This window comes from Bacillus sp. C-3-6 (assembly GCF_054509685.1).
In genome coordinates this window covers 1,231,435-1,252,741 of the sequence record NZ_CM137247.1, presented here as the reverse complement: position 1 = coordinate 1,252,741, position 21,307 = coordinate 1,231,435, and the positions used below count along the sequence as shown (strand labels likewise).

The following is a 21,307-nucleotide window of genomic DNA, read 5'->3' as shown; positions in this document are numbered from 1 at the left end:
GGGATTTCATGCAGCTAGATACTTTTTTACATCATCTCCATTTCTCTATTGATGAAATTATGCCGAATCATGAGGTGGACTGGAAAGACGCACCGCTTCCTTATAAATTATATCGAAATGTACCTACCATCCCGCTCTCCTTAGAAATCCCATTATCTTTATCGAACTCTTCTACTACACCTACTCTAAATGAGATTGGTCACTACCTTTGGTATTCATTTGGTGTAACACAATTATGTCAGCTAAATAGCGAGAGAAATGTATTACGCAGATCCATTCCTTCAGGCGGTGCTTTATATCCGAATGAATTGTATATCTATTTAAAGATTGACGATTATCCAGACGGCATTTACCATTATGACGCCGCGCATCATCGACTTATTTTACTTCGCGAAGGAAATTTCGATTCTTATTTAGCAGACGCACTCGGTAATCGCTGTAATATACATGATTGTTTCGGTGCCGCATTCGTATCCACTATGTTTTGGAAAAACTTCTTTAAATACAATAACTTTTCATATCGCCTTCAAGGATTAGATAGCGGGGTTCTCATTGGACAATTACTAGAATGTGCAAAACAGTTCGGTTATACGAACGGCGTATACTTTCAATTTCTAGACCGTGCACTGAACCATTTACTCGGATTGTCAGAAGGTGAAGAAAGTGTGTATGCCGTTATTCCTTTAAGTACAGAGCCAGAAACTAATTGGTTTCACAATGATTACCGTGAAAATAAAACAGTTACTTCTCATGAGTTGTTGCAACAAATTCCGCCGCTCGCACATGAACATTTCGTTCGCTCAAAACATGTAAATGAACATCCGATGATAACAAAAATAAATGAAGCTTCTATGATTGAATCGACAGAACACTTCCAAACACTACATCATGAAGAGCACTATCAACATAATACGTACGCTGTACAGCTACCGAAAGTAGAACGGTTATCGTATGATTTCCTACAACTTTGTAAAAAACGATATTCTCCTGATGCGGACTTTATTTTAACGAAATGGGATGCAGCTGAGCTCGCTACTTTACTACAAGAAGCGAGCCTCTCCTTCCCCTATTACAGCGACCTTGATGGTAAGTATATAAATGAAAATGCACGCGTCTCATTATATGGATGTTTCTATAACGTAAAAGATATAGAAAACGGCGCTTACACTTATAACAGTAAAACACATTCCATACAACCACTTCGATATGGGGACCTTCGTTATCTCCTTCAATCTAGTATGACGATGGATAACGTAAACCTTTTTCAAGTACCCCTTTGCTTACATGTAGTCGGAAAGAAAGATTACTATACAAATGCATTAGGCTATAGAGGATACCGCATTCACCAAATGGAAGCTGGTATCCTCGTTCATAAACTCGTTTTTGCTGCAACTGCTATGGGGATGGGCGGGCATCCTTTACTAAGTTTTGATACAAATTCATGTGATCAATTGTACGGAATTGATGCTGGAAATGAAACGTCTCTCATTCAAATTCCTGTTGGGGCGTATCGGGCGCGGAATTGGTTAAAAGGGGCTTTGCATAATTAGAAGCACGCCGGTAGACGGCGTGCTTTTTTTAAAGGACTTAATTTATAAAAAGCGAAATGAGTATATATTCTTACATAAAAGGAGAATGTAACTTGAACATTTTACAACGATTAATTCAGCAAGCAAAAAACCCTCGCGGGACAATTGGTTCTTCCATGCTTTGTATTATGAACGCTGCACATATGAGACTAACAAATTGGGGATTACAGAAAGTACATATAAAGACAGATGCAGTCGTATTAGACATCGGCTGTGGTGGAGGCAAAACCATACACACTCTTTCAAAACGAACTCCACTTGGGGGAATATATGGGATTGATTACTCCGATCAAGCTGTGAAAAATTCTATACAGACGAATGCAAAAGATGTTCAAAAACAAAAAGTAATTGTTCAACAAGCAAGCGTTTCTTCTATTCCACATCATACGAACTTCTTCGATCTCATTACCGCCTTTCAAACTCATTATTTTTGGCCTGATATTGAACAAGATATAAAAGAAGTATTTCGCGTCTTAAAACCAGACGGCTCCTTTTTATTAGTGGCTGAAACTTTCAAAATTCAATACCATATGGAGAAATTTAAAACAAATGAAGAATTAATAAACCTATTTTATAAGACAGGATTTACAAAAGTGCAATGTTATGAAGAAAAAGGGTGCCTTTGTGTAATAGGAAATAAGTAAAAAAGCAGACCTTTATGGGCCTGCTTTTTACTAGATTAACTTAAAAATACTCTTAATTTGTCTAGCAAATAACCAATTTTTCGTACCGTAGTTATCATTTAAACTATCTAAATTAATAGATTGTCCGTTAGTAAACTTTAATTCTAACGTTGTATTTTTGTCATTTGTTTTTAAATTATTATTTGTAATGTCATCATACTTTAATTTTTCAATCTCAATATATTCGTCTTTTTCTTGTCCAATCACGACATGGTCTTGGAAGAAGAAAAATACTTCTACTTTTTTACCGAAACAAAATACATTTTTCGTATAAATTAATGTCGCGTTATCAAGTCCGACACATACTTCTTTCATTTCTTCCACAACGTGTCCAAAGTCTTCTTCATGTCTTGCATTTGATTCAACAATCCATTCTTCGATTGTTTTCATATTAATTGCCATACTGCGCCCCCTGGTTCGTTCATTGCTTCGTTTAAAAAATAAATACTATATGAAAATATAAGCGATTAGTAATATGTTTTCAAGGGGGAACGGTATATTCAAAATAAAGCGAAACTTTAATCAATAGGGGTCTTGATCCCCACTGATTATTAGTTGAACCAATCGGGCTTTTGCGGGATAAAGTTAAATTTCAAAGTAATATAAAAAGAACACCAATTTCATTAAATTTTAAACGTTTGAACGAGACATTCTTCATCATCAATTAACTGCTCTTTCTCATCAAATTCAATGTTCAGTTTTTTATATACGTTCTTCCAAAACGACACTGCTGGTACATTTTTTAGAAGTTCGATAACGAAATATTGTCCTCTTTTCTGTTCTAGTAAATTTTCAACAGCTTGTTTACCGATTCCTTTTCCTTTATGTTGATTCAATATGAAAATATCATTAATACCAAAATCATTTTCCTTCTTCAAAAACGGACGTTCCAGTAGTAATAAGAACCCTGCAATACTATGATCAATTTTTATAAAATACGGCGTGATTCCGTCATTTACCCAAAACATATGCAAATCTTTGTATTCAAAAAATCCGTTCGCTCCGATAGTTATATTCATAGTGAACTTAGAAAGGTCATGAAGATATAAAGCGTACAGATTACGTAATATTTCTTTTTCTGATTCTTGAACTTTTTGAAGTGCTACAATCATAAAAAAACTCCCCTTCCACATATGTAACTATTTCCCGATCCTCTTCATTCGACAAAAATGATAATTCCCCTTTAACAAAAAAATAGCACTTTAAAAAGTGCTATTCTGCTCTCCTTGCCGCTTGCTGAATTGGATCCCAAACGCTGTTATATGGTGGTGCATAACTTAAATCGACATCTTCTAAATCATGAATGCTCATTTTATTGAAAAGTGCCATCGCGATCACATCAATACGTTTATCTACGCCTTCTTCTCCAATTACTTGCCCGCCCAATAATTGTTTCGTATCGGAGCGATATAGTAATTTCAAGTAAAGTGGTTTTGCATTTGGATAATAGCCCGCCATATTTGTAGAATCTACTTTGACCGTTTTATACGGAATGTGTAGCCCTTTTGCTTCTTTTTCATTTAACCCTGTTCTTGCGAGTGTCAAATCCATAAATTTAATAATGCCTGTGCCTAACGTACCTTTAAAAGCTCTTCGTTTATCAAGCATATTCAGTCCAGCAAGTCGCCCTTGCTTATTGGCAGTCGTTCCGAGCGGGATATGATCATGAATTTCCTTTATAACGTGGTAATGTGTTGCGCAATCACCGGCTGCATATACGTCTTGCACATTTGTTTGCATATATGCATTTACTTCGATTGCTCCTTTATGATTCTTACGTATATTTGTCCCTTCAAGAAAATCAGTATTTGGCTTCACTCCAACCGACACTAAAACAAGATCTGCTTTATACGTACCTTTATCCGTTTCGATTGCTTCTACTCGTTCATTTCCTTTAAATGCTTTTACATTTTCATTCGTTAAAATTTCAATATGATGCTTATCTGCTTCTTTATGTATGTACTCTGCCATATCTGCATCATAAATCGTACCGATATGATCATTTCGCTCAATCATTCTTACTTTCTTACCAAGTTCGACGAATGTTTCTGCCATCTCAAGTCCAATGGCACCACCGCCAATAATCGTTACATCTTCAACTTTATTCGTTTCTAGCGTTTTTAATATGCGCTCAGCATCAGGAATTGTTTTTAAAAGATGAACGCCTTGTAATTCCCGTCCTTCCCATTCTGGCATAACAGGACGCACTCCAGTCGCAATTAATAATCGATCATACGGAAATTCAAAGACATCCTTCGTCTTCGTATGCTCTGCGTACACCATTTTCTTTTCCGTATCTACTTTCGTTACTTCATGACGCACTTTCGCATCAATTCCATATTTCTCACGAAACGTCTTTACGTTGCGCGCGATTAACTTTTCAGTTGAAGCGATAGCACCACTAATAACATAAGGTAATCCGCACTGAGCGTATGAATAGATTTCACCTTTTTCTAGCGTCACAACATTTGCAGTTTCATCGTTTCTAATAATTTGCATAGCTGCACTCATACCAGCTGCATCTCCGCCAATAATGACATAGTTCACTTTACCACTCCTTCTTTTTTTACATACTCTTTACGTTTTCCATATTTTATAGAAATAACACCTACTTCCATTGTAAAGAAAGAGAATTTCATCTTCAAATTTGGTGCACAAACCTATGCTTGAATAGGTAACCGTCGTGTCTTATATACAACATGTTTAATATGCTATAACAGTAGCTATTGAAAGTAGGTGAAACATACATGTGCGCCGGCCTTCTCGTCCAGCTTCCAGAGGAACCGATAGAACCGAAACCCGCCCTCCCGCTTGAACAGGAGTTTACCGTTAGTGTAACTTTATACAGTGCTCGTGCTTGGTTATCTGACAATGACACTTTCTCACAAACTATTTGGAAAGCTACCCGCTTCGCTTCTGCATCACACACTCGCAAGGCCATCTTTCCAGTCGGTACTGTTAAAATTATAAATTTTTCTGACGATACAATAACAGTTACTGCATCATCAGAATCAGATAATACGCTTAAAATAATCGTCCCTCCTCATTCCGAAGCTGCTTTAACGTCTAGTTCTTTATCTGATGTGCAAGCCAGTACATCAGGGGGAGCAAGTAAAGTCACATTTCTCTTTCATATCTTTTTCTCTAGGGATCCTGGTCCAGCTAAATAATCATAAAAAGGTACAGTAATATACACTGTACCTTTTTCCCGCGCTCTATTCTCTTGATTTAATTAGTTCAATATTATAAGTTTCGATATCTGTTAACTTTCCTGTAAAATAAGGATTTTCTCTATACCAAGACTGTTTTGCAAAATACGTTTGCATATCTTTCGTTTGAAAAATATGTCCATGCCTTGCATATATTTCATTTCTAGCAATTTTCAACTGCTCTTTCGATAAATATGTTAAATCTGTGCTCGTTAATTTTCGAATATCACTATCAGGAAAGATGAAACCATTATATACATACCCAGTCGTAGGTGGCGGGGTAACATTATAAACAACTGTTTTTTCTGTACTTTTCGTTTGGAATGGAAGATTATAAGACGAAAGTGCCGTTACCTTCTCTACTTTTGTCGTTTCCCGTCCGCTTTCTCCATTTCGTTCTAAATAAATCGTCGCACTTCCATCAGTCGCTACAGGCCCCCATGTAATTTCTTCTCCTGCAAGCGCTGTAACTGGTTTTTGATTTACGTACAATGTTGCACCAGGCGCGTTCGTTTGAACTGTAATATATTGACCTTGCAACGTTAAATCTATCGTTACGTTATTTTGGCTTTGTTTCATAAGTACAACCTTTTCCTCACGAGATAGTTTTACATAGTCATTTTTATATTCTGATTGAAACACTTGATTTCCCGGAAGAAATGGCCCATATTGCTTCTCAAACTTTTTGTCATCTGTCTTATCAATTTCTTTTCCGTTCATTTTTAACGATACGCCTTTTTCATTTGTAAGCAAAGTTGTATAGTACGTCTTCGCTTTCAATTTATATCGATCAAATATAAAGAAATACTTTCCGTCTTTCGTTAATGAAAAATCAGCTCTTTCTATTCCGTCCCGTTGTTTTTCACCTTGTCTCAAATACTCTTTTAATTCATTTACGTAAGATGGATTTTCTTTTATATATGAAAATAGAGGCTTTACACTCTCTCTCGTTATCGTAACCGATGGATCATCTGTCGTAACGATCTCAGCTAATTTCTCTCCGTCCCGCTCTTGTAAAATCGTAATCATCCGGTCTACTTGTGCCACCTGCGTATAATACGATGATCCGTACAAATACAATCCAATAATCGCTATAACAAATAGTGCTAACAGTGTAATGCCAACTTTTGTACCACCGCTCATGTTCTTCTTTACTACAGGACTTCCCCTCTTCGTCCCACAGTTTTGACAAAATTGCACACTATCTTCAAACTGAACTCCGCACTTTGTACATACATTCATTCAGTCAACCACCTTTTCATTAGAAGCCAGTTATTCCCTGTGTTAAGGCTTGAATTATCGTGCTAATGTAAGACCAAAGTACAATGAACGTTGCAATTCCAATTAAAACATTTGCAATAATAAGTGTGTAAACGAGATCTAATCCGCCATTGTCTAGTTTTAATACGGCTACAGTTATACTAATCCCTATATAAGTTGCAACTACCGATAATAATATCGGTAAGAAAAAGATTAATAAAAAACTAAAAAGAAAAGAAAGAACTAATATGACAATAGCCGGCGTCGCTATCGTTCCCCATATACCAAATACTTCAAGAAACGAAAAAGATGATTTCATCATCTTACCACTTACAAAAATAATAAATCCGACAAATAAAGTTAAAATTAATAAAAAGAAAAAGACCGTTATAGATTCTCCAAAAAACGTGGGAGTAGATATATCTGGTGCAAATGTTCTCGTAACTGCTGATGCTGCACTCATCATTCTATAAAAAATACATGCTCCTAAAAAACAAATAAGAACAAGACTTACAATTCCATTTCGCACTTCAATAGTGCCGCTTTTCATAATCGCTGTCGGTGCTTGTAATGCATGTTTAAAAAATTGAAAATAGCCGCTCGCAAACCGCTTCGCTTGTTCTACCGTTTCATTTGGACGCGTTTCCTTTTCTTGTGCCGCGCGCGCTTGTTCCTGCCCTTCTTCTTTGCCACTACTTGCCACTACTTCTTCCGTTAACGAATGTCCACAATTCCCGCAAAACTTTGCCTCTACTGCATGTTCTATATGACATGACGGACATTTCATTCTCTTATCCCTCCTTAAGCATATACCTTATAGGGTGTTACAAGTTCAATATATGAATTTGTACATAAAACATGACTACAAGAAAAAGATTCTGAAATCCTTCTTCCGAAAGAAAATATATGTGCTAGCAATCTTGAAAAAAAATGCTATTATGAAACAGAATAAATAATATTTTTAACAGATTGGATGAAAGAAAATGGAATTGGTAAACTCAATTTTTCAAATACTCCTTACAAGCGTAATCCAATTATTATCTTTAATTGGCGTTATCATTGTAATTGGATTTCTATTAGGCTATTTAGAATCTCTCACACGCATGTATTGGTCGAGAGCTTTTGGAAGAAAAGGATTCCTATTAACGGCTTGGATCGGTGTTCCGATTCACGAACTTGGACATGCCATTATGTGCGTACTGTTCCGTCATAAAATTGTGGCGACTCAGTTCTTCCCAACAGATACAAGTCAAGGGGCTTTAGGTTATATACAACATCAATACAATCAAAAAAGTGTGTATCAACGAATTGGGAATTTCTTTATCGGCATTGGGCCTATTATTTCTGGTATTACTGCATTAATCCTTTTAATGCGCTATTTCGTACCAGAATCATATTTTTTATTTAATACAACTCTCGAAAAAACGATTGCTTCTACTTCTATTAATGTAGAAATGATTCAAAACATGCTCTTGTCGACGTTTGTATTATTGAAAAGCTTATTTACAATCGGCAATTTATTGAATCCTTCCTTTTGGTTATTTTTATTTATCGCCATTTGCATTTCCGCACATATCGCTTTAAGTAAACCAGACATTAAAGGATCAATAGACGGTGTTGTCGTCATGTTTATCGTGTTATTTTTATTCAACATAATAGCAGGACTGTTTCAATACGACAGTAATCAGCTAATTGGACAGGTTATGAAATATAACATGTATCTCATTGCGTTTTCTAGTGTGGCACTGCTGTTCTCTTGTCTTTCTACACTCGTTAGTTTTTCGTTTTATAAAATAAGAAGAGGGCGTTCCTTTTGAACGCCCTCTTCTTATTAATTATTCCCCTTATAATCACAATGCTCAACAGGCACACGAGCATGCCCCTCTTCATCGGTACACCATGACTGTGATTGGAAGGCAAGAAAGATACCAATCCATTCTTCTTCCTTTTCAAAGTGAATGAGTATTCCTCCATCTTGCCAGATGCCATCATCACCTTGCCATTTTTCTACATTCCCTTGATTCATGTGAATATCATGTATACCGTTTCCTGGTTTGAAATGAAAATAGGAATCTGGTGTATTTTCTTCTGGTCCCCATCTTTCGCCAAACGCGTAAATAATTGCTTTTTCTTCCATCGCTCGCTTTATATAACGTTCTATTTTTTCGTTTAAATCATTATCTGCTCCTGCTTTTTCGGGAGGCAAAGGAATCATTTGTTTTGAGTCAAATAGATTTCCTCTTACATAATCTAAAGCTACTTTCGGTTCATTATTTTTTACTTCCGTAAAACCAAATGGTAATGTCGGTAAAATATGAATCGCCTCTGACCTAATATTGTTACTCGCAAAATATAAAACTTCTGACGGATAACTTTGCGACTTTACGTTAATAGCAATACGATAATCTACTCCAGTCTCGCCCTGTAAATGAACTTGATAATGAGGTGTTTTCCCTTTTCCAATCTTTGATTGTATAACTGTACCTTTTAACACACCGTAGTTTTTTAGGGGCATACATTTCATCTCCTATTCATTTAGTAGAAGCTATTCATATTTAAATCATTATCCACTCATAAAAAAAATCCTCCTATGTTAGGAGGATTTTTAATTTCTCAACATATACCAAACAATAACTTCTACCATTACAAGCAAAACCGCACCAAAAATCATTAACGTCGTCTTCTTTAATAGTTCATTTTCACGGTAAGGGATATTACATAAGTAAGCACCTAGTGTAATCCGTGATGGACAAGCGATTGTCGCTACTGATGATGCGGTGTTTTGAAGTGTTGTGACATATTGCCACGGGAGTGCTACGTTTTGTGCGGTTTGCATTTGTAGTTTTATAAACATTGCATTTGATCCTGCGTTACTACCTGTTAAAAATCCACCAATAGCGCCAATAAACGGCGCAACGAAAACGAAAAATGTTCCAAATGTATCACCAGCTGTCTTTGCGAGTAATGAATGCATGCCTGATGCACCCATTAGTTCTGAAATGGCGATAAACATTGTCGTCGTAATCGCAAAAGGAATCCATTGTTTGATCGTTTGTGAGAGTGATTGTTTAATAATATTAGACGGGATGCGGAAGAAAATAATAGTAAATAAGCAAGTCATACCGAGCCAAAATCCTGGTGAATATAGTAACTCTAGTTTGTAAGAGTATGATTTCAAATCAAGAACCGCATATGATCTGAACAAATCATGTAATGCTGGAACGAGGCGAGAAAGTAAAATACAAACTGTTAGAAATATATAAGGGCTAATAATTTTTATAATGGATACTTCTCTCTCCGTTGCAGCCGCATGCTCTGTTATAAGATTTTGCCCACTTTTTCCTTTTAATTTAATGATAAAAAAGCCAAAGGTAATCGTAACGATAGAACTTAATATCCCGGCTAGTTCAACACTTACGTACGCATTAGAAAGATAAATTCCGAGAGAAAATAATAGAAAGAATCCTACTCCTTCTTTCCACTTTTCTATAACCGCTTGCCAGCCGCCAACAACGTGTAAAGAAAGAATAACGAAGTAAGCAAACATCGGAATACTTAATAGCGCTGTATTTGTGCCAAGTGTTGTAAGAGGCATATTTATTAGCTGCGAACCGATAATCGTACCAGTTGCCATTGCGCCCCATGAACTAGCTAGTAAGCCGATGAATGAGAGTAGTACAGCTTGAAATGGTTTATATCCTAGTGAAAGAAAAATAGGTGCTGCAACCATGAAGCCGATACCGAATCCACTTACTGATTCAATAAGCGGGCAAATGCCAAAACACATAAGCAGCATTTGTAATAAGCGATCCTGAGTAACTTCTTCTAGAAAACGTGCTACTTGATCGATGTACCCCATTTTGTTCATGAGGTGAAATAAAAAAATACCGAAAAATAAAACGTACCCGACAATAAAACAAATTAACCACCCTTTAATCGTTGCGTGCACAGTTTCACTTATCCCTAATTGAAACGTTGGCGAGAGTAAAACGATTCCAACACATACAGCATAAGAAATTAACGAAGACCTTAATGACGTTTGTTTAAATAAAAATAAACAAATGAAAATCATCATAATTGGGATAAGTGCCAACAATATGGCCATGTTATCATCTCATTTCGTTTAAAATACAATTTTTAACTATTATATAACAGATGCTATAATTTTCAATTGTTTTTAAAACAGATTCAAAAAAGGAACCAAACGGCTCCTTTTCATTCACTCCCATTTTCTATTATCCTGAAAAACTGTCTGCTTTCCGACTATTTCTTTCAACACAACAAACACAATGTAAGTACATATTGCTTGCAATATAATATTCCAAAATTTCATTAATGTAAATGAATGAATCCGTAGAAATAATTCGTTTAATAATACAATCGAAACGATACTAAATAATTCTATACTAATCGAAAATAGACATATTTCTAAAATAGACTGTTCTTGAATGCGATTTAAGTTGGAAAAGATGAATACATATCCTAAAAATAGAGCCATTAACTCTATTTTCGTCATGCTAATGAGCCAAGCGTATAATGGTACAGTTAAAAATAGATATAGTAATTTACGTCTTAGCATGCCTTCTCCCCCTCTGAATTATATGTATTTTCTGTATATTTTAACATTTATTACGCAAAACAAAAAGAAGAGACTACGCCTCTTCTTTTTGTTTTGTTGCATATATTAATTCACATATTTCTTCTCGCTTTTCAGTTTCTAAAAGCTCAATGATCTTACTTCCAACGACAACTCCGTCGCATATTGTAGCCATTTCTTCTACATGTTCTTTTGTTGAAATGCCGAATCCAGCGACTACTGGTAAGTTGACGTGTGATTTTACTTTTTCTAAGTAACTATGAATCTCCTCTTTAAAGTTTTGACGTACTCCCGTTACGCCCGCTACTGTAACAGCATAAACGAACCCTTCTGATTCACTCGTGATTTTTTCAATTCTTTCAATAGGACTCGTTACGGTAACGAGTGGAATGAGCGCAATGTTTGCCTCTCGAAGTAACGGCGCAATAATATTTTGTTCTTCATACGGTAAGTCTGGAACGATAATACCATCCACACCGGCCTCTAAGCACTTCTCTACAAATCGTTCTTTTCCGAATGCGAGTACTGGATTTAAATATGTCATGAGTACAAACGGAATTTGCACTTCTTTCCTTACCTCTATTAATGCTTGAAAAATACCTTTTACTGTTACACCGCTATCTAGCGCTCGTTTCCCTGCTCTTTGAATCGTTGGACCGTCTGCGACTGGATCCGAAAACGGAATGCCGATTTCAACGATGCTCGCTCCTGCTTCATCTAAAAAACGAATTCTTTCTTTTAATTTTTCAAAGCCACCATCTCCGCCCATTACGTACGGAATAAATGCTTTCTTACCATTTTCAAACGCTGCTTTAATTTTTTCTACTCCCATTTTTTACACCTCTTCCATATAACGTTTTATACTCTCTACATCTTTATCCCCGCGGCCAGATAAACAAATGACGAGCCCTTCGTCTGTCTTCATTTGCGGCGCTAATTTTAATGCGTATGCGACAGCATGTGAACTTTCTAACGCCGGGATAATGCCTTCTTTTTTCGTTAATAATTGAAATGCTTCTAATGCTTCTTCGTCTGTTATCGACTGATAAGAAACGCGGCCAATATCTTTTAGCAAACTATGTTCTGGACCAACACCTGGATAATCAAGTCCTGCTGAAATAGAGTGTGCTTCTTGAATTTGCCCTTCTTCATTTTGCAGAAGATACATCATTGATCCGTGTAAAACTCCAACGCTTCCTTTCGTTAAAGTTGCTGCATGCTTTTCTGTATGAACTCCTTTTCCAGCTGCTTCTACGCCGTAAAGAGCAACTTCTTCATCATGTACAAATGGATAAAACATTCCCATCGCGTTACTCCCACCACCAATGCAAGCAACAACTGCTTCTGGTAATTTCCCCTCTAATTCTTCATATTGTTTCTTCGTCTCATTCCCAATTACACTTTGGAAATCACGGACAATTTGCGGGAATGGATGTGGTCCGAGAACAGATCCCATAATGTAGTGCGTATCATGCACATGTGAAACCCAGTAACGAAGCGCCTCATTTACCGCATCTTTTAATGTACCGCTACCTGCCGCTACACTTTCTACTTTCGCTCCGAGTAATTCCATTCGGAACACATTTAATTTTTGACGTCTTACATCTTCTTCTCCCATAAAAATGACGCATTCTAATCCGAGAAGAGCACATACAGTAGCTGTTGCAACTCCGTGTTGTCCTGCTCCTGTTTCAGCGACAACTTTTTTCTTACCCATTCGCACCGCAAGTAGTGCCTGACCGATTGTATTGTTAATTTTATGAGCTCCTGTATGATTCAAATCTTCACGTTTTAAATAAATCTTTGCACCTCCGCAATACTTCGTCAGATTTTCAGCGAAATAAAGCGGTGTTTCTCTTCCGACGTACGTTTTTAAATAATGATTTAATTCCTTTTGAAATGCCTCATCTTGCATCGCTTCTTTATATGCTTCTTCTAGTTCTAGTACAGATTGCATTAACGTTTCTGGAACGTATCGTCCTCCGTATATACCGTAATGTCCTTTTTCATCTGGATATGCGTAGTTCATTTGGAACACTCCTTCGCTTTTATAATAAATTGTTTTATTTTCTCTACATCTTTCTTTCCTTCTGTCTCTACTCCGCTGCTCACATCGACCATATAAGGCCGAACAGTTCGAATTGCTTCTTCTATATTAAGAGCGTTTAATCCACCAGCTAATATCGTTTTCTTTCGCAATTCTTTTGGCATATGCCCAAGTAGTTCCCATGAAAATGTCTTTCCATTTCCTCCATGAAACTTTTCTTTCGGGCTATCAAATAATATATAATCCGTTTCATACCCTTGAGCGTTTTTCATATCACTTTCTGAAGTTACTCCTAGTGATTTTATAGACGGAATATTCAATCTTCTAATTTGATAATTATCTTCATCTCCATGTAGTTGTACATGTGTTAACCCGCACTCATCTGCAATTTTCTGGATCACTTCTACTGATTCATTTACGAAAACACCGATTTTTAACACGTTGGCTGGAAGCTCCTGAATGATTTCTTCCGCTCTCTTTGGAGTGATTTTCCGCTTACTTTCTGCAAAAACAAATCCGAGTGCATCTGCGCCGTATTCGCAAGCACGTTTTGCTGTTTCCATATCAGTGATGCCGCAAATTTTCACTTTCATATATTCACCTTACAGTCTTCAAAAAAGTTACTAATAGAAGATGATGTCATAAGTGCCTCTCCAATTAATACACCTTTTGCTCCTGCTTTTTTAACACGAATAATATCCTCTTTTAAATGAATCCCGCTTTCACTAATCCAAAGTAGTTTCTCCTCATTCAATCTTTTTCCAAGCTTTTCAGTTTGGCTTAAATCTACTTCGAACGTTTTTAAATTACGATTATTAATGCCAATAACGTGCGGATTTAATACAATCGCAGTTTCTAATTCCTGTTCATCATGAACTTCAACAATCGCTTCCAATCCTTTTTCTAACACGTAGCTATACAACTCTTTTAACTTCTCTTTCGTTAACGCTGCTACAATTAGTAAAATAATATCTGCTCCCGCTTCATACGCTCTATCGATTTGAATCTTATCGATTATGAAATCTTTACATAAAAGCGGAATGTTACTTTCTTCTCTTGCTGTTTGTAAATCGTGAAACGATCCTTTAAAAAATTGACCATCTGTTAAAACAGATACTGCTCCTGCACCACATTTCTCATATTTTCCCACTTGTTTTCGTACGTCAACGTGTAAATTGATATCTCCTTTTGATGGTGATGCTCGCTTTACTTCTGCAATGACAGTAAACTGCTGTAACGCTTCTACAAGTGAATGTGTCTTTCTTTTTGTTTTTACTGGTGTATATATTTCATATAACTCCGCAACTTCCTTTTTCTTCTGTTCTACAATTTTATCTAAAATCGTCCCCACTTTAGTTCACCCTTTCTAATTTTTCGTTGCTTGCTACAATTAATAAGTTTAATTTGGCTAATGCTTTTCCAGAGTCAATGCTATGTGCCGCGAGTTTAATTCCTTCTTCAATCGTTTCCGTTTTTCCATTTGCAAAAAGAGCTAGACCTGCATTTAATAAAACGGTATCGCGATAAACACTCTTTTCTCCGCTCAATACGCCGACCGTAATCTTTGCATTTTCTTTTGAATTCCCTCCTCTAATCTCTTCATTTTTCACTCTTGAAAAACCATACTTTTCTGAATCAATACTCATTTCTACTATTTCATTATCTTTTAAAATGACAACATGATTCTCTCCTTGTAATGATGCTTCATCTAAAAATCCACTTCCGTTTACGACAAGCGCTTGTTTTCTTCCCAGCTTCTGTAATACTTGCGCAACTGGTAGTAACATATCTCGTTTATAAATGCCGACAAATTGTGTTTCTAAATTTACCGGATTTGTTAAAGGACCAATTAAGTTAAAAATTGTCGGCACATTCAATTCTTTTCTTATTTTCATAATGCGTCTTAATGCTGGGTGCATCGCTGGTGCGAATAAAAATGCGATGCCGACATGCTCTAATAAATAATCAATTTCGTTTGGCGTACTGCTAATATTTACACCTAATTCTTCTAATAAGTCCGCACTTCCTGTTTTACTAGAAACAGCTCGATTACCATGTTTTGCAACCTTTACGCCAGCTCCTGCCAGTACAAATGCCGATGTTGTACTAATATTAAACGTTTGGGCACCGTCACCACCCGTTCCGCAATTGTCCATTGCTCCTTGTATATGGTTCGAAAACGGCAATGCCTTTTCGCGAAGAGCTCGAACAAGGCCGTATATTTCTTCTGCAGTTTCACCTTTCGCTTTCAGTAAGACTAAGAAAGCTGCAATTTCACTTTCTAATATGTTTTCACTTAATAAAAGTAGTCCTGCTCTATACATTTCCTCTTCTGTTAAATGTTGCCCCTCCACTAATTTACGAAGATAGTTATTCATACTCTTTCCTCCTCTTTTACTTCTGTTAAAAAAGCACGTATTAACTTTCCGCCTTCTTCTGTTGCGATTGATTCCGGATGAAACTGTAATCCGAAGAGCGGATAATAATTGTGACGGACTGCCATTATTTCTCCGTCGTCCATCGCTGTCGCTAATATGTCAAAACACTTTGGCAAGCTCGTTTGCTCTGCAACAAGGGAATGATAGCGCATTGCCGTTAGCGGCTGTGTAGCGTATGAAAAGATTGACGTTCCGTTATGTTTCACACGCGATGTTTTTCCGTGTTTAATACGTTCTGCTCTAACAATGTCTCCTCCAAATGCAGCTATGATCGCTTGGTGGCCTAGACAAATCCCTAATATGGGAACGTTCTTATAAAAATGGCGGATGACGTCGATACAAATGCCAGCATCCTCTGGTTTTCCTGGTCCTGGTGAAAGTACAATTCCTCTTGGATTCATCTCTTCTAACTGTTCTACCGTTATTTCATCATTTCTTACAACTACAATTTCTTCTTCATGTTCGCCTAACAGTTGGTACAAGTTATATGTGAACGAATCGTAATTATCGATAAGTACAATCATTTCATAACCTCCAAAAGCGCTCTCGCTTTATTTAATGTTTCTTCATATTCAGCTACTGGATCTGAATCGTAAACAATTCCTGCTCCTGCTTGAACGTATGCTTTTTCATCCTTTACGACCATCGTTCGAATGGCGAGCGCCATATCAAGTTTTCCTGAAAAACTAACGTATCCAACTGCTCCGGCGTATACATTTCTTTTTTCATTCTCTAGCTCATTTATAATTTCCATCGCTCTAATTTTCGGAGCTCCCGACACTGTTCCTGCTGGTAGACAATACGCTAACGCATCAAATCCACTCATTTGTTTTCGCAATGTTCCGTAAACTTCAGATACAATGTGCATAACGTGAGAGTATTTTTCTACTTTCATATATTTATCTATCGTAACCGAGCCGATTTCGCTCACTCTACCAATATCGTTTCGCCCAAGATCTACAAGCATCATATGCTCTGCTCGCTCTTTCTCATTGTCTAACAGTTCTTTTGCGATTTCCTCATCTTCCCTCTTCGTTTTCCCTCTCGGTCTTGTACCAGCAATTGGATTCGTCATCACTTTATTCTCTCTTACTGATAGCAAACTTTCCGGTGAAGAACCGAGTACAACATAATCTTGAAAATCGATATAGAACATATATGGTGATGGATTTGCAATTCGAAGTTTTCGGTATAACGCGAATGGATCACCAATACATTCACTTTGTAAACGCTGTGACAGTACGACTTGGAATATGTCTCCGGCTCTTATATGTTCTTTCGCCATTTCTACCATCTCACAAAACTCTTTTTCCGTTATAGAAGAAGTGAATGATAATGTGGATTGTATTGCATTTACTTCAGTTTCTTCTCCTTGTAGCACTTCCTCTTTGTATACTCGTAGCCTTTCGTATACTTCCTCATAATCTGCTGAATCATCTTCCCTGCATACATATACAAACGACAACCTTTGGCGTAAATGATCGTAAACGATAAACTCACGATATAGTAAGAGGTGTACTTCCGGAATATTTAATGGGTCGTGTAAATCCGCTCCAATGTTTTCATACTGCCGAATGACATCATATCCAATATAACCAACTGCTCCTCCGCAAAATGGAAATGGGCTGTCTACTTGTGATGGTGCGATTATTTCTTCTAACACTTGTAGTACGTTACCTTGTAACTTTTCTGCCCGGCCGAAAATCGTTCGTTCTACTTCCGTACCAACGCTTTTTACTTCTCCATAAGGATTACATCCTAAGTAAGAATAACGCCCTTTATCTTGATGAAGCTGTGAACTTTCTAATAAAAATTTCTTCTTTCCTTTCATACGTCTATATAAAGAAATTGGCGTAATGCTATCTCCTTCTTCTTCAGTAATTACTAAAAATGTCTTTCTCTCTTTTTTTTGTTTTATAAATTCTTCTTTCGTCATCATGTCCTTCACCTCACTCTGAAAAATAAAAAAGTCCCCTACATATCGAAAATATGTAGAGGACGATAAATATACCGCGGTACCACCTCGTGTTGGATGCAAAAGCATCCCGCTTTGTTCAGGTACAAATTTTATACCTTATCCTTGTAACGGCGGAACCCGGGTTGCCTACTAAAAATAATTGTTCAGCATACCTCTCGTAAGCCCATTCCGTATATGGCACCGTACCGGGCTCCCACCTATTCCCGGCTCTCTGTAACGTCTCCAATATACGTACTCTTCTTACTTAAACGATTTCATTTATTTAATTTTTTATACACAAAAAGGGAGTACTCATCCTATAGAAAGGACGGGTACTCCCGTGGTGCCACCTTAATTCGTTACAAATGTAACGCACTTTACCGTATCAAAAACAATACGTGTCTCTTGTATCGATGAGATCATGTCGCCAAAGCCTACTTCTTTCGTTTCGGTTTGGAAGCTCCGAAGCCCATTCCACATCAATTCCATACTGATTCGCACCAACCATCAGCTCTCTGACATGTTCATCATGTGTACTCTTCTTCATCAACGCTTGCATTTTTTTAAGTTGCACTCATTATAGACCTGACTTTTTTCACAAGTCAATACTTTTTTAAAAATTTTATTTTTCTTTCCTTTCAATATTATATTGACAAAACAACCTCTTTTTATGTAAATATAATAAATACTCTATTAAAAATAAGGTTTTTTGTATGAATATTATATATTAAAAAAGTAAAATGACATCAAAAAACGCTTACATTTCTGAAAATTCGTATTTCTATATGGATTTTTCAGAATAATCATGATAGATTATAAAGTGAAACTTTAATCAGTAGAGGGGGGTCATCCCCACTGATTATTAGTTGAACCAATCGGGCATTTACGGACAGTTGATCTCCCACCTAACTTCCTTGCCCAGCCAATTTTAAGGTGGGGGGTTTACTGCCCGTTAATGCGGGATAAATATGCATAACGCATCAAAAGACCTGACAAAAGAAAGGGGAACTACATGAGTACGCAGATGTTAACTTTAACTTCTATCTCTATTTACATGCTCGGGATGTTAGTAATCGGCTATTTCGCCTACAAACGAACGTCCAACTTAACAGATTATATGCTTGGCGGGCGTACACTAGGCCCCGCAGTAACAGCATTAAGTGCTGGAGCATCCGATATGAGTGGTTGGCTTTTAATGGGATTACCCGGTGCAATGTTTAGCGTTGGATTAAGTAGTAGTTGGATTGCGATCGGCCTAACACTAGGCGCATACGCAAACTGGCTTTATGTCGCTCCTCGCTTACGTACCTACTCAGAAATTGCAAACAACTCTATTACTATTCCAGAATTTTTGGAACACCGTTTCCACGACAAATCTCATATGCTACGCTTAGTATCCGGACTTGTTATTATGATTTTCTTTACTTTTTATGTAGCTTCAGGATTAGTTTCAGGCGCTGTATTATTTGAAAATTCATTTGGCATGAACTATCATGTTGGATTATTCATTGTTGCAGGCGTTGTTGTCGCTTACACATTATTTGGTGGTTTCTTAGCAGTAAGTTGGACAGACTTCGTACAAGGAATCATTATGGTGGTCGCTCTTATTCTTGTTCCTATCGTAACAATTATGAATTCGAACGGACTTGGACCTGCATTTGATACAATTCGATCTGTAGATCCAACACGTCTAGATATTTTTAAAGGTGCCTCTACTTTAGGAATGATTTCTCTATTCGCATGGGGCCTTGGTTATGTCGGACAACCTCATATTATCGTACGCTTTATGGCAATTTCTTCTGTAAAAGAACTTAAAAGTGCACGAAGAATTGGTATGAGCTGGATGATTTTCTCTGTTGTTGGAGCTATGTTTACTGGTCTTATTGGTATTGCTTACTATTCACAACAAGAGTTAACATTATCTAATCCAGAAACAATTTTCCTTGAACTTGGAAAAATTTTATTCCACCCACTTATTACTGGATTTTTATTAGCCGCTATTTTAGCAGCGATCATGAGTACAATCTCATCTCAGTTACTCGTTACTTCTAGTGCCGTAACGGAAGACTTATATCGTACATTCTTCAAACGTTCTGCATCTGATAAAGAACTTGTATTTGTCGGTCGTATGGCTGTGCTTGTTATTGCCTTAGTTGGGTGCGCTTTAGCGTTTAAACAAAATGATACGATTTTAGCTCTTGTTGGGTACGCTTGGGCTGGTTTTGGTTCTTCATTTGGACCTGCTATTTTATTAAGCTTATATTGGAAACGTATGACGAAATGGGGCGCGCTTGCTGGTATGATTTCTGGTGCCGCTACTGTTATTATATGGACTCAATTCAAATTCTTAAAAGATTTCTTATATGAAATGATTCCAGGTTTCGCTATTAGTTTACTAGCCATCGTAATTGTTAGTTTACTAACACAACCTTCAAAAGAAGTTGAAGAGCAATTTGAGGATTTCGAAAAACAACATCGTCATAATTTATAAAAAAATCTCTGCTGTTATCGTAACAGCAGAGATTTTTTACAGTTCGACAATCTTCTTATCAAATTTAACAAATTCTTTATGTTTCGTTAAATTTAACATAACACTACTCCTTTATAGTATGAGTATCAGCACTTATACAGAAAGGGGACTCCAACATGTTAGCAGCTTTCCAGCAACAACAAACACGAAAATTTTCACCTATCACAAATACTTCTGCGTCTTGTTTAAACATGCAACCTAACCCGCCTAAAATTTCAATTGCTCCTTCTGTTATTTCAGTCATTGGTGTTCATATGGAAAAACATAAATTAAAAATAAAAACGGGACAAAACATTGTGTTATCAGCTTCCATTTTGCCAATACAAGCAACGCATAAAGAGCTTATTTGGTCAAATATGAATTCTGATATCATCACCCTATATCCAAAAGGCGACACCGTGACAATTACTGGAAAAAGCGCAGGTAGAGCAGTCGTAATTGTCACAACTGCTGAAGGCAAATTCCGTGACCTATGTGTCATTCATGTACAACCTTATATGACAAATCCAAAGTAAAAGAGTGGCTTTGTAGCCACTCTTTTACTTGATTTCAATATTTGAGTTTTTACTTTTTACAAGATTAATAAATTGTTCTTTATTTCTTGGAGAAATAATTTCTGCTTTATATGTATCGTAAACAATTTCAAGTCGGTCAAATGATAATGCATGGGCTGCTATTGGATTTTTCGTATTTGAAATTTGTTTTATATCTCGTATAAAAATACGTTTTTTAATAAAACCTGACCTAATGATAATCATTTCCTCTTCCACAATATATTTGGTTGAAAACCACCCAAAAATAAATACTATGGCTAACGGAATCGTAAAAAATAAAAGAAAATATTCTCTCTCTGCAAATATAGGAGCAAAACACGCTCCTATGACAACAAAAAAAATCGGATATAACCATACATCTTTTTTTGATGGAAATTCCACTAAACTTTCCCCCTCTTGATTTAAGTCAATGAATCTCCTCCTCTTCCCTATTACAATGAAAA

22 protein-coding genes and 2 other annotated features are annotated in these 21,307 nt (G+C 36.7%); of the genes, 6 read left to right on the top strand and 16 right to left on the bottom strand.

Features of this window, described 5'->3' with window-relative positions; all coding sequences use genetic code 11:
• Positions 1-8: 8 nt before the first annotated feature.
• Entirely contained in the window at positions 9-1,550 is a 1,542-nt protein-coding gene (locus tag ACW0JX_RS06440) for a SagB family peptide dehydrogenase (protein ID WP_459245512.1), read from the top strand.
• A gap of 92 nt (positions 1,551-1,642) precedes the next feature.
• A complete protein-coding gene (locus ACW0JX_RS06435; RefSeq protein ID WP_089170634.1) occupies positions 1,643-2,233 on the top strand; it encodes a class I SAM-dependent methyltransferase in 591 nt (196 codons plus the stop codon).
• A 30-nt stretch (positions 2,234-2,263) separates the two neighbouring features.
• Here the strand turns inward: ACW0JX_RS06435 and ACW0JX_RS06430 are convergent, their stop codons facing one another.
• From ACW0JX_RS06430 to ACW0JX_RS06420, 3 genes are all read right to left on the bottom strand, one after another.
• The gene (locus ACW0JX_RS06430; RefSeq protein WP_089170633.1) at positions 2,264-2,674 is read right to left on the bottom strand and encodes a DUF3908 family protein; all 411 of its coding nucleotides are present in this window, start codon (positions 2,672-2,674) and stop codon (positions 2,264-2,266) included.
• A 221-nt stretch (positions 2,675-2,895) separates the two neighbouring features.
• Positions 2,896-3,384 carry a GNAT family N-acetyltransferase gene (locus tag ACW0JX_RS06425; protein ID WP_459245511.1) on the bottom strand — a complete coding sequence of 163 codons (489 nt, stop codon included), beginning with the start codon at positions 3,382-3,384 and terminating at the stop codon, positions 2,896-2,898.
• A 100-nt stretch (positions 3,385-3,484) separates the two neighbouring features.
• Entirely contained in the window at positions 3,485-4,819 is a 1,335-nt protein-coding gene (locus ACW0JX_RS06420; protein WP_095691211.1) for an FAD-dependent oxidoreductase, read from the bottom strand.
• A 200-nt stretch (positions 4,820-5,019) separates the two neighbouring features.
• On the opposite strand from ACW0JX_RS06420, the gene ACW0JX_RS06415 reads away from it, so the two are divergent.
• Positions 5,020-5,442, top strand: coding sequence for a hypothetical protein (locus ACW0JX_RS06415; RefSeq protein WP_089170629.1), 423 nt, complete (start codon positions 5,020-5,022; stop codon positions 5,440-5,442).
• A 45-nt stretch (positions 5,443-5,487) separates the two neighbouring features.
• Here the strand turns inward: ACW0JX_RS06415 and ACW0JX_RS06410 are convergent, their stop codons facing one another.
• Both ACW0JX_RS06410 and ACW0JX_RS06405 read right to left on the bottom strand, forming a co-directional pair.
• The gene (locus ACW0JX_RS06410; RefSeq protein ID WP_459245510.1) at positions 5,488-6,723 is read right to left on the bottom strand and encodes a TcaA 3rd/4th domain-containing protein; all 1,236 of its coding nucleotides are present in this window, start codon (positions 6,721-6,723) and stop codon (positions 5,488-5,490) included.
• A 19-nt stretch (positions 6,724-6,742) separates the two neighbouring features.
• The gene (locus ACW0JX_RS06405) at positions 6,743-7,528 is read right to left on the bottom strand and encodes a zinc ribbon domain-containing protein (RefSeq protein ID WP_459245509.1); all 786 of its coding nucleotides are present in this window, start codon (positions 7,526-7,528) and stop codon (positions 6,743-6,745) included.
• A 196-nt stretch (positions 7,529-7,724) separates the two neighbouring features.
• Here ACW0JX_RS06405 and ACW0JX_RS06400 point away from each other — a divergent pair, with 196 nt between their 5' ends.
• Complete coding sequence (locus ACW0JX_RS06400; RefSeq protein WP_000424522.1) at positions 7,725-8,558, top strand: hypothetical protein; 834 nt, start codon at positions 7,725-7,727, stop codon at positions 8,556-8,558.
• A 14-nt stretch (positions 8,559-8,572) separates the two neighbouring features.
• On the opposite strand, the gene ACW0JX_RS06395 is transcribed toward ACW0JX_RS06400, so the two are convergent.
• From ACW0JX_RS06395 to trpE, 10 genes are all read right to left on the bottom strand, one after another.
• Positions 8,573-9,256, bottom strand: coding sequence for a DUF2278 family protein (locus ACW0JX_RS06395; RefSeq protein ID WP_001128611.1), 684 nt, complete (start codon positions 9,254-9,256; stop codon positions 8,573-8,575).
• A gap of 90 nt (positions 9,257-9,346) precedes the next feature.
• Positions 9,347-10,846 (bottom strand): L-lactate permease, encoded by a 1,500-nt coding sequence (locus tag ACW0JX_RS06390; protein WP_459245508.1) that lies wholly within the window; start codon positions 10,844-10,846, stop codon positions 9,347-9,349.
• Between the two features lie 114 nt (positions 10,847-10,960).
• The gene (locus ACW0JX_RS06385; RefSeq protein ID WP_000946131.1) at positions 10,961-11,320 is read right to left on the bottom strand and encodes a DUF4029 domain-containing protein; all 360 of its coding nucleotides are present in this window, start codon (positions 11,318-11,320) and stop codon (positions 10,961-10,963) included.
• Positions 11,321-11,393: 73 nt separating this feature from the next.
• Positions 11,394-12,170: a tryptophan synthase subunit alpha gene (gene trpA / locus ACW0JX_RS06380; RefSeq protein WP_095691217.1), complete on the bottom strand. Its 777-nt coding sequence runs from the start codon at positions 12,168-12,170 to the stop codon at positions 11,394-11,396.
• Positions 12,171-12,173: 3 nt separating this feature from the next.
• Entirely contained in the window at positions 12,174-13,367 is a 1,194-nt protein-coding gene (gene trpB / locus ACW0JX_RS06375; RefSeq protein WP_168411193.1) for a tryptophan synthase subunit beta, read from the bottom strand.
• Positions 13,364-13,978 (bottom strand): N-(5'phosphoribosyl)anthranilate isomerase, encoded by a 615-nt coding sequence (trpF, locus tag ACW0JX_RS06370; RefSeq protein WP_000865118.1) that lies wholly within the window; start codon positions 13,976-13,978, stop codon positions 13,364-13,366. Before trpF ends, trpB begins: the two co-directional genes overlap by 4 nt.
• The gene (trpC, locus tag ACW0JX_RS06365; protein ID WP_168411192.1) at positions 13,975-14,736 is read right to left on the bottom strand and encodes an indole-3-glycerol phosphate synthase TrpC; all 762 of its coding nucleotides are present in this window, start codon (positions 14,734-14,736) and stop codon (positions 13,975-13,977) included. Before trpC ends, trpF begins: the two co-directional genes overlap by 4 nt.
• 1 nt (position 14,737) lies before the next feature.
• Complete coding sequence (gene trpD, locus ACW0JX_RS06360) at positions 14,738-15,763, bottom strand: anthranilate phosphoribosyltransferase (protein WP_168411191.1); 1,026 nt, start codon at positions 15,761-15,763, stop codon at positions 14,738-14,740.
• On the bottom strand, positions 15,760-16,347 hold the full coding sequence (locus ACW0JX_RS06355) for an aminodeoxychorismate/anthranilate synthase component II (RefSeq protein WP_098976214.1): 588 nt from the start codon (positions 16,345-16,347) through the stop codon (positions 15,760-15,762). The genes trpD and ACW0JX_RS06355 overlap by 4 nt, the downstream gene beginning before the upstream one ends.
• On the bottom strand, positions 16,344-17,762 hold the full coding sequence (trpE, locus tag ACW0JX_RS06350; protein ID WP_168411190.1) for an anthranilate synthase component I: 1,419 nt from the start codon (positions 17,760-17,762) through the stop codon (positions 16,344-16,346). Before trpE ends, ACW0JX_RS06355 begins: the two co-directional genes overlap by 4 nt.
• 52 nt (positions 17,763-17,814) lie before the next feature.
• Positions 17,815-18,059: a binding site (T-box leader), on the bottom strand.
• Between the two features lie 42 nt (positions 18,060-18,101).
• Positions 18,102-18,339, bottom strand: a binding site (T-box leader).
• 453 nt (positions 18,340-18,792) lie between these two features.
• Between trpE and putP the strand changes: the two genes are divergently transcribed.
• Positions 18,793-20,271 (top strand): sodium/proline symporter PutP, encoded by a 1,479-nt coding sequence (gene putP, locus ACW0JX_RS06345; protein ID WP_000107210.1) that lies wholly within the window; start codon positions 18,793-18,795, stop codon positions 20,269-20,271.
• Positions 20,272-20,426: 155 nt separating this feature from the next.
• Complete coding sequence (locus ACW0JX_RS06340; RefSeq protein WP_168411189.1) at positions 20,427-20,825, top strand: hypothetical protein; 399 nt, start codon at positions 20,427-20,429, stop codon at positions 20,823-20,825.
• Positions 20,826-20,849: 24 nt separating this feature from the next.
• On the opposite strand, the gene ACW0JX_RS06335 is transcribed toward ACW0JX_RS06340, so the two are convergent.
• Entirely contained in the window at positions 20,850-21,245 is a 396-nt protein-coding gene (locus ACW0JX_RS06335; RefSeq protein ID WP_075718263.1) for a PH domain-containing protein, read from the bottom strand.
• Between the last annotated feature and the right edge of the window lie 62 nt (positions 21,246-21,307).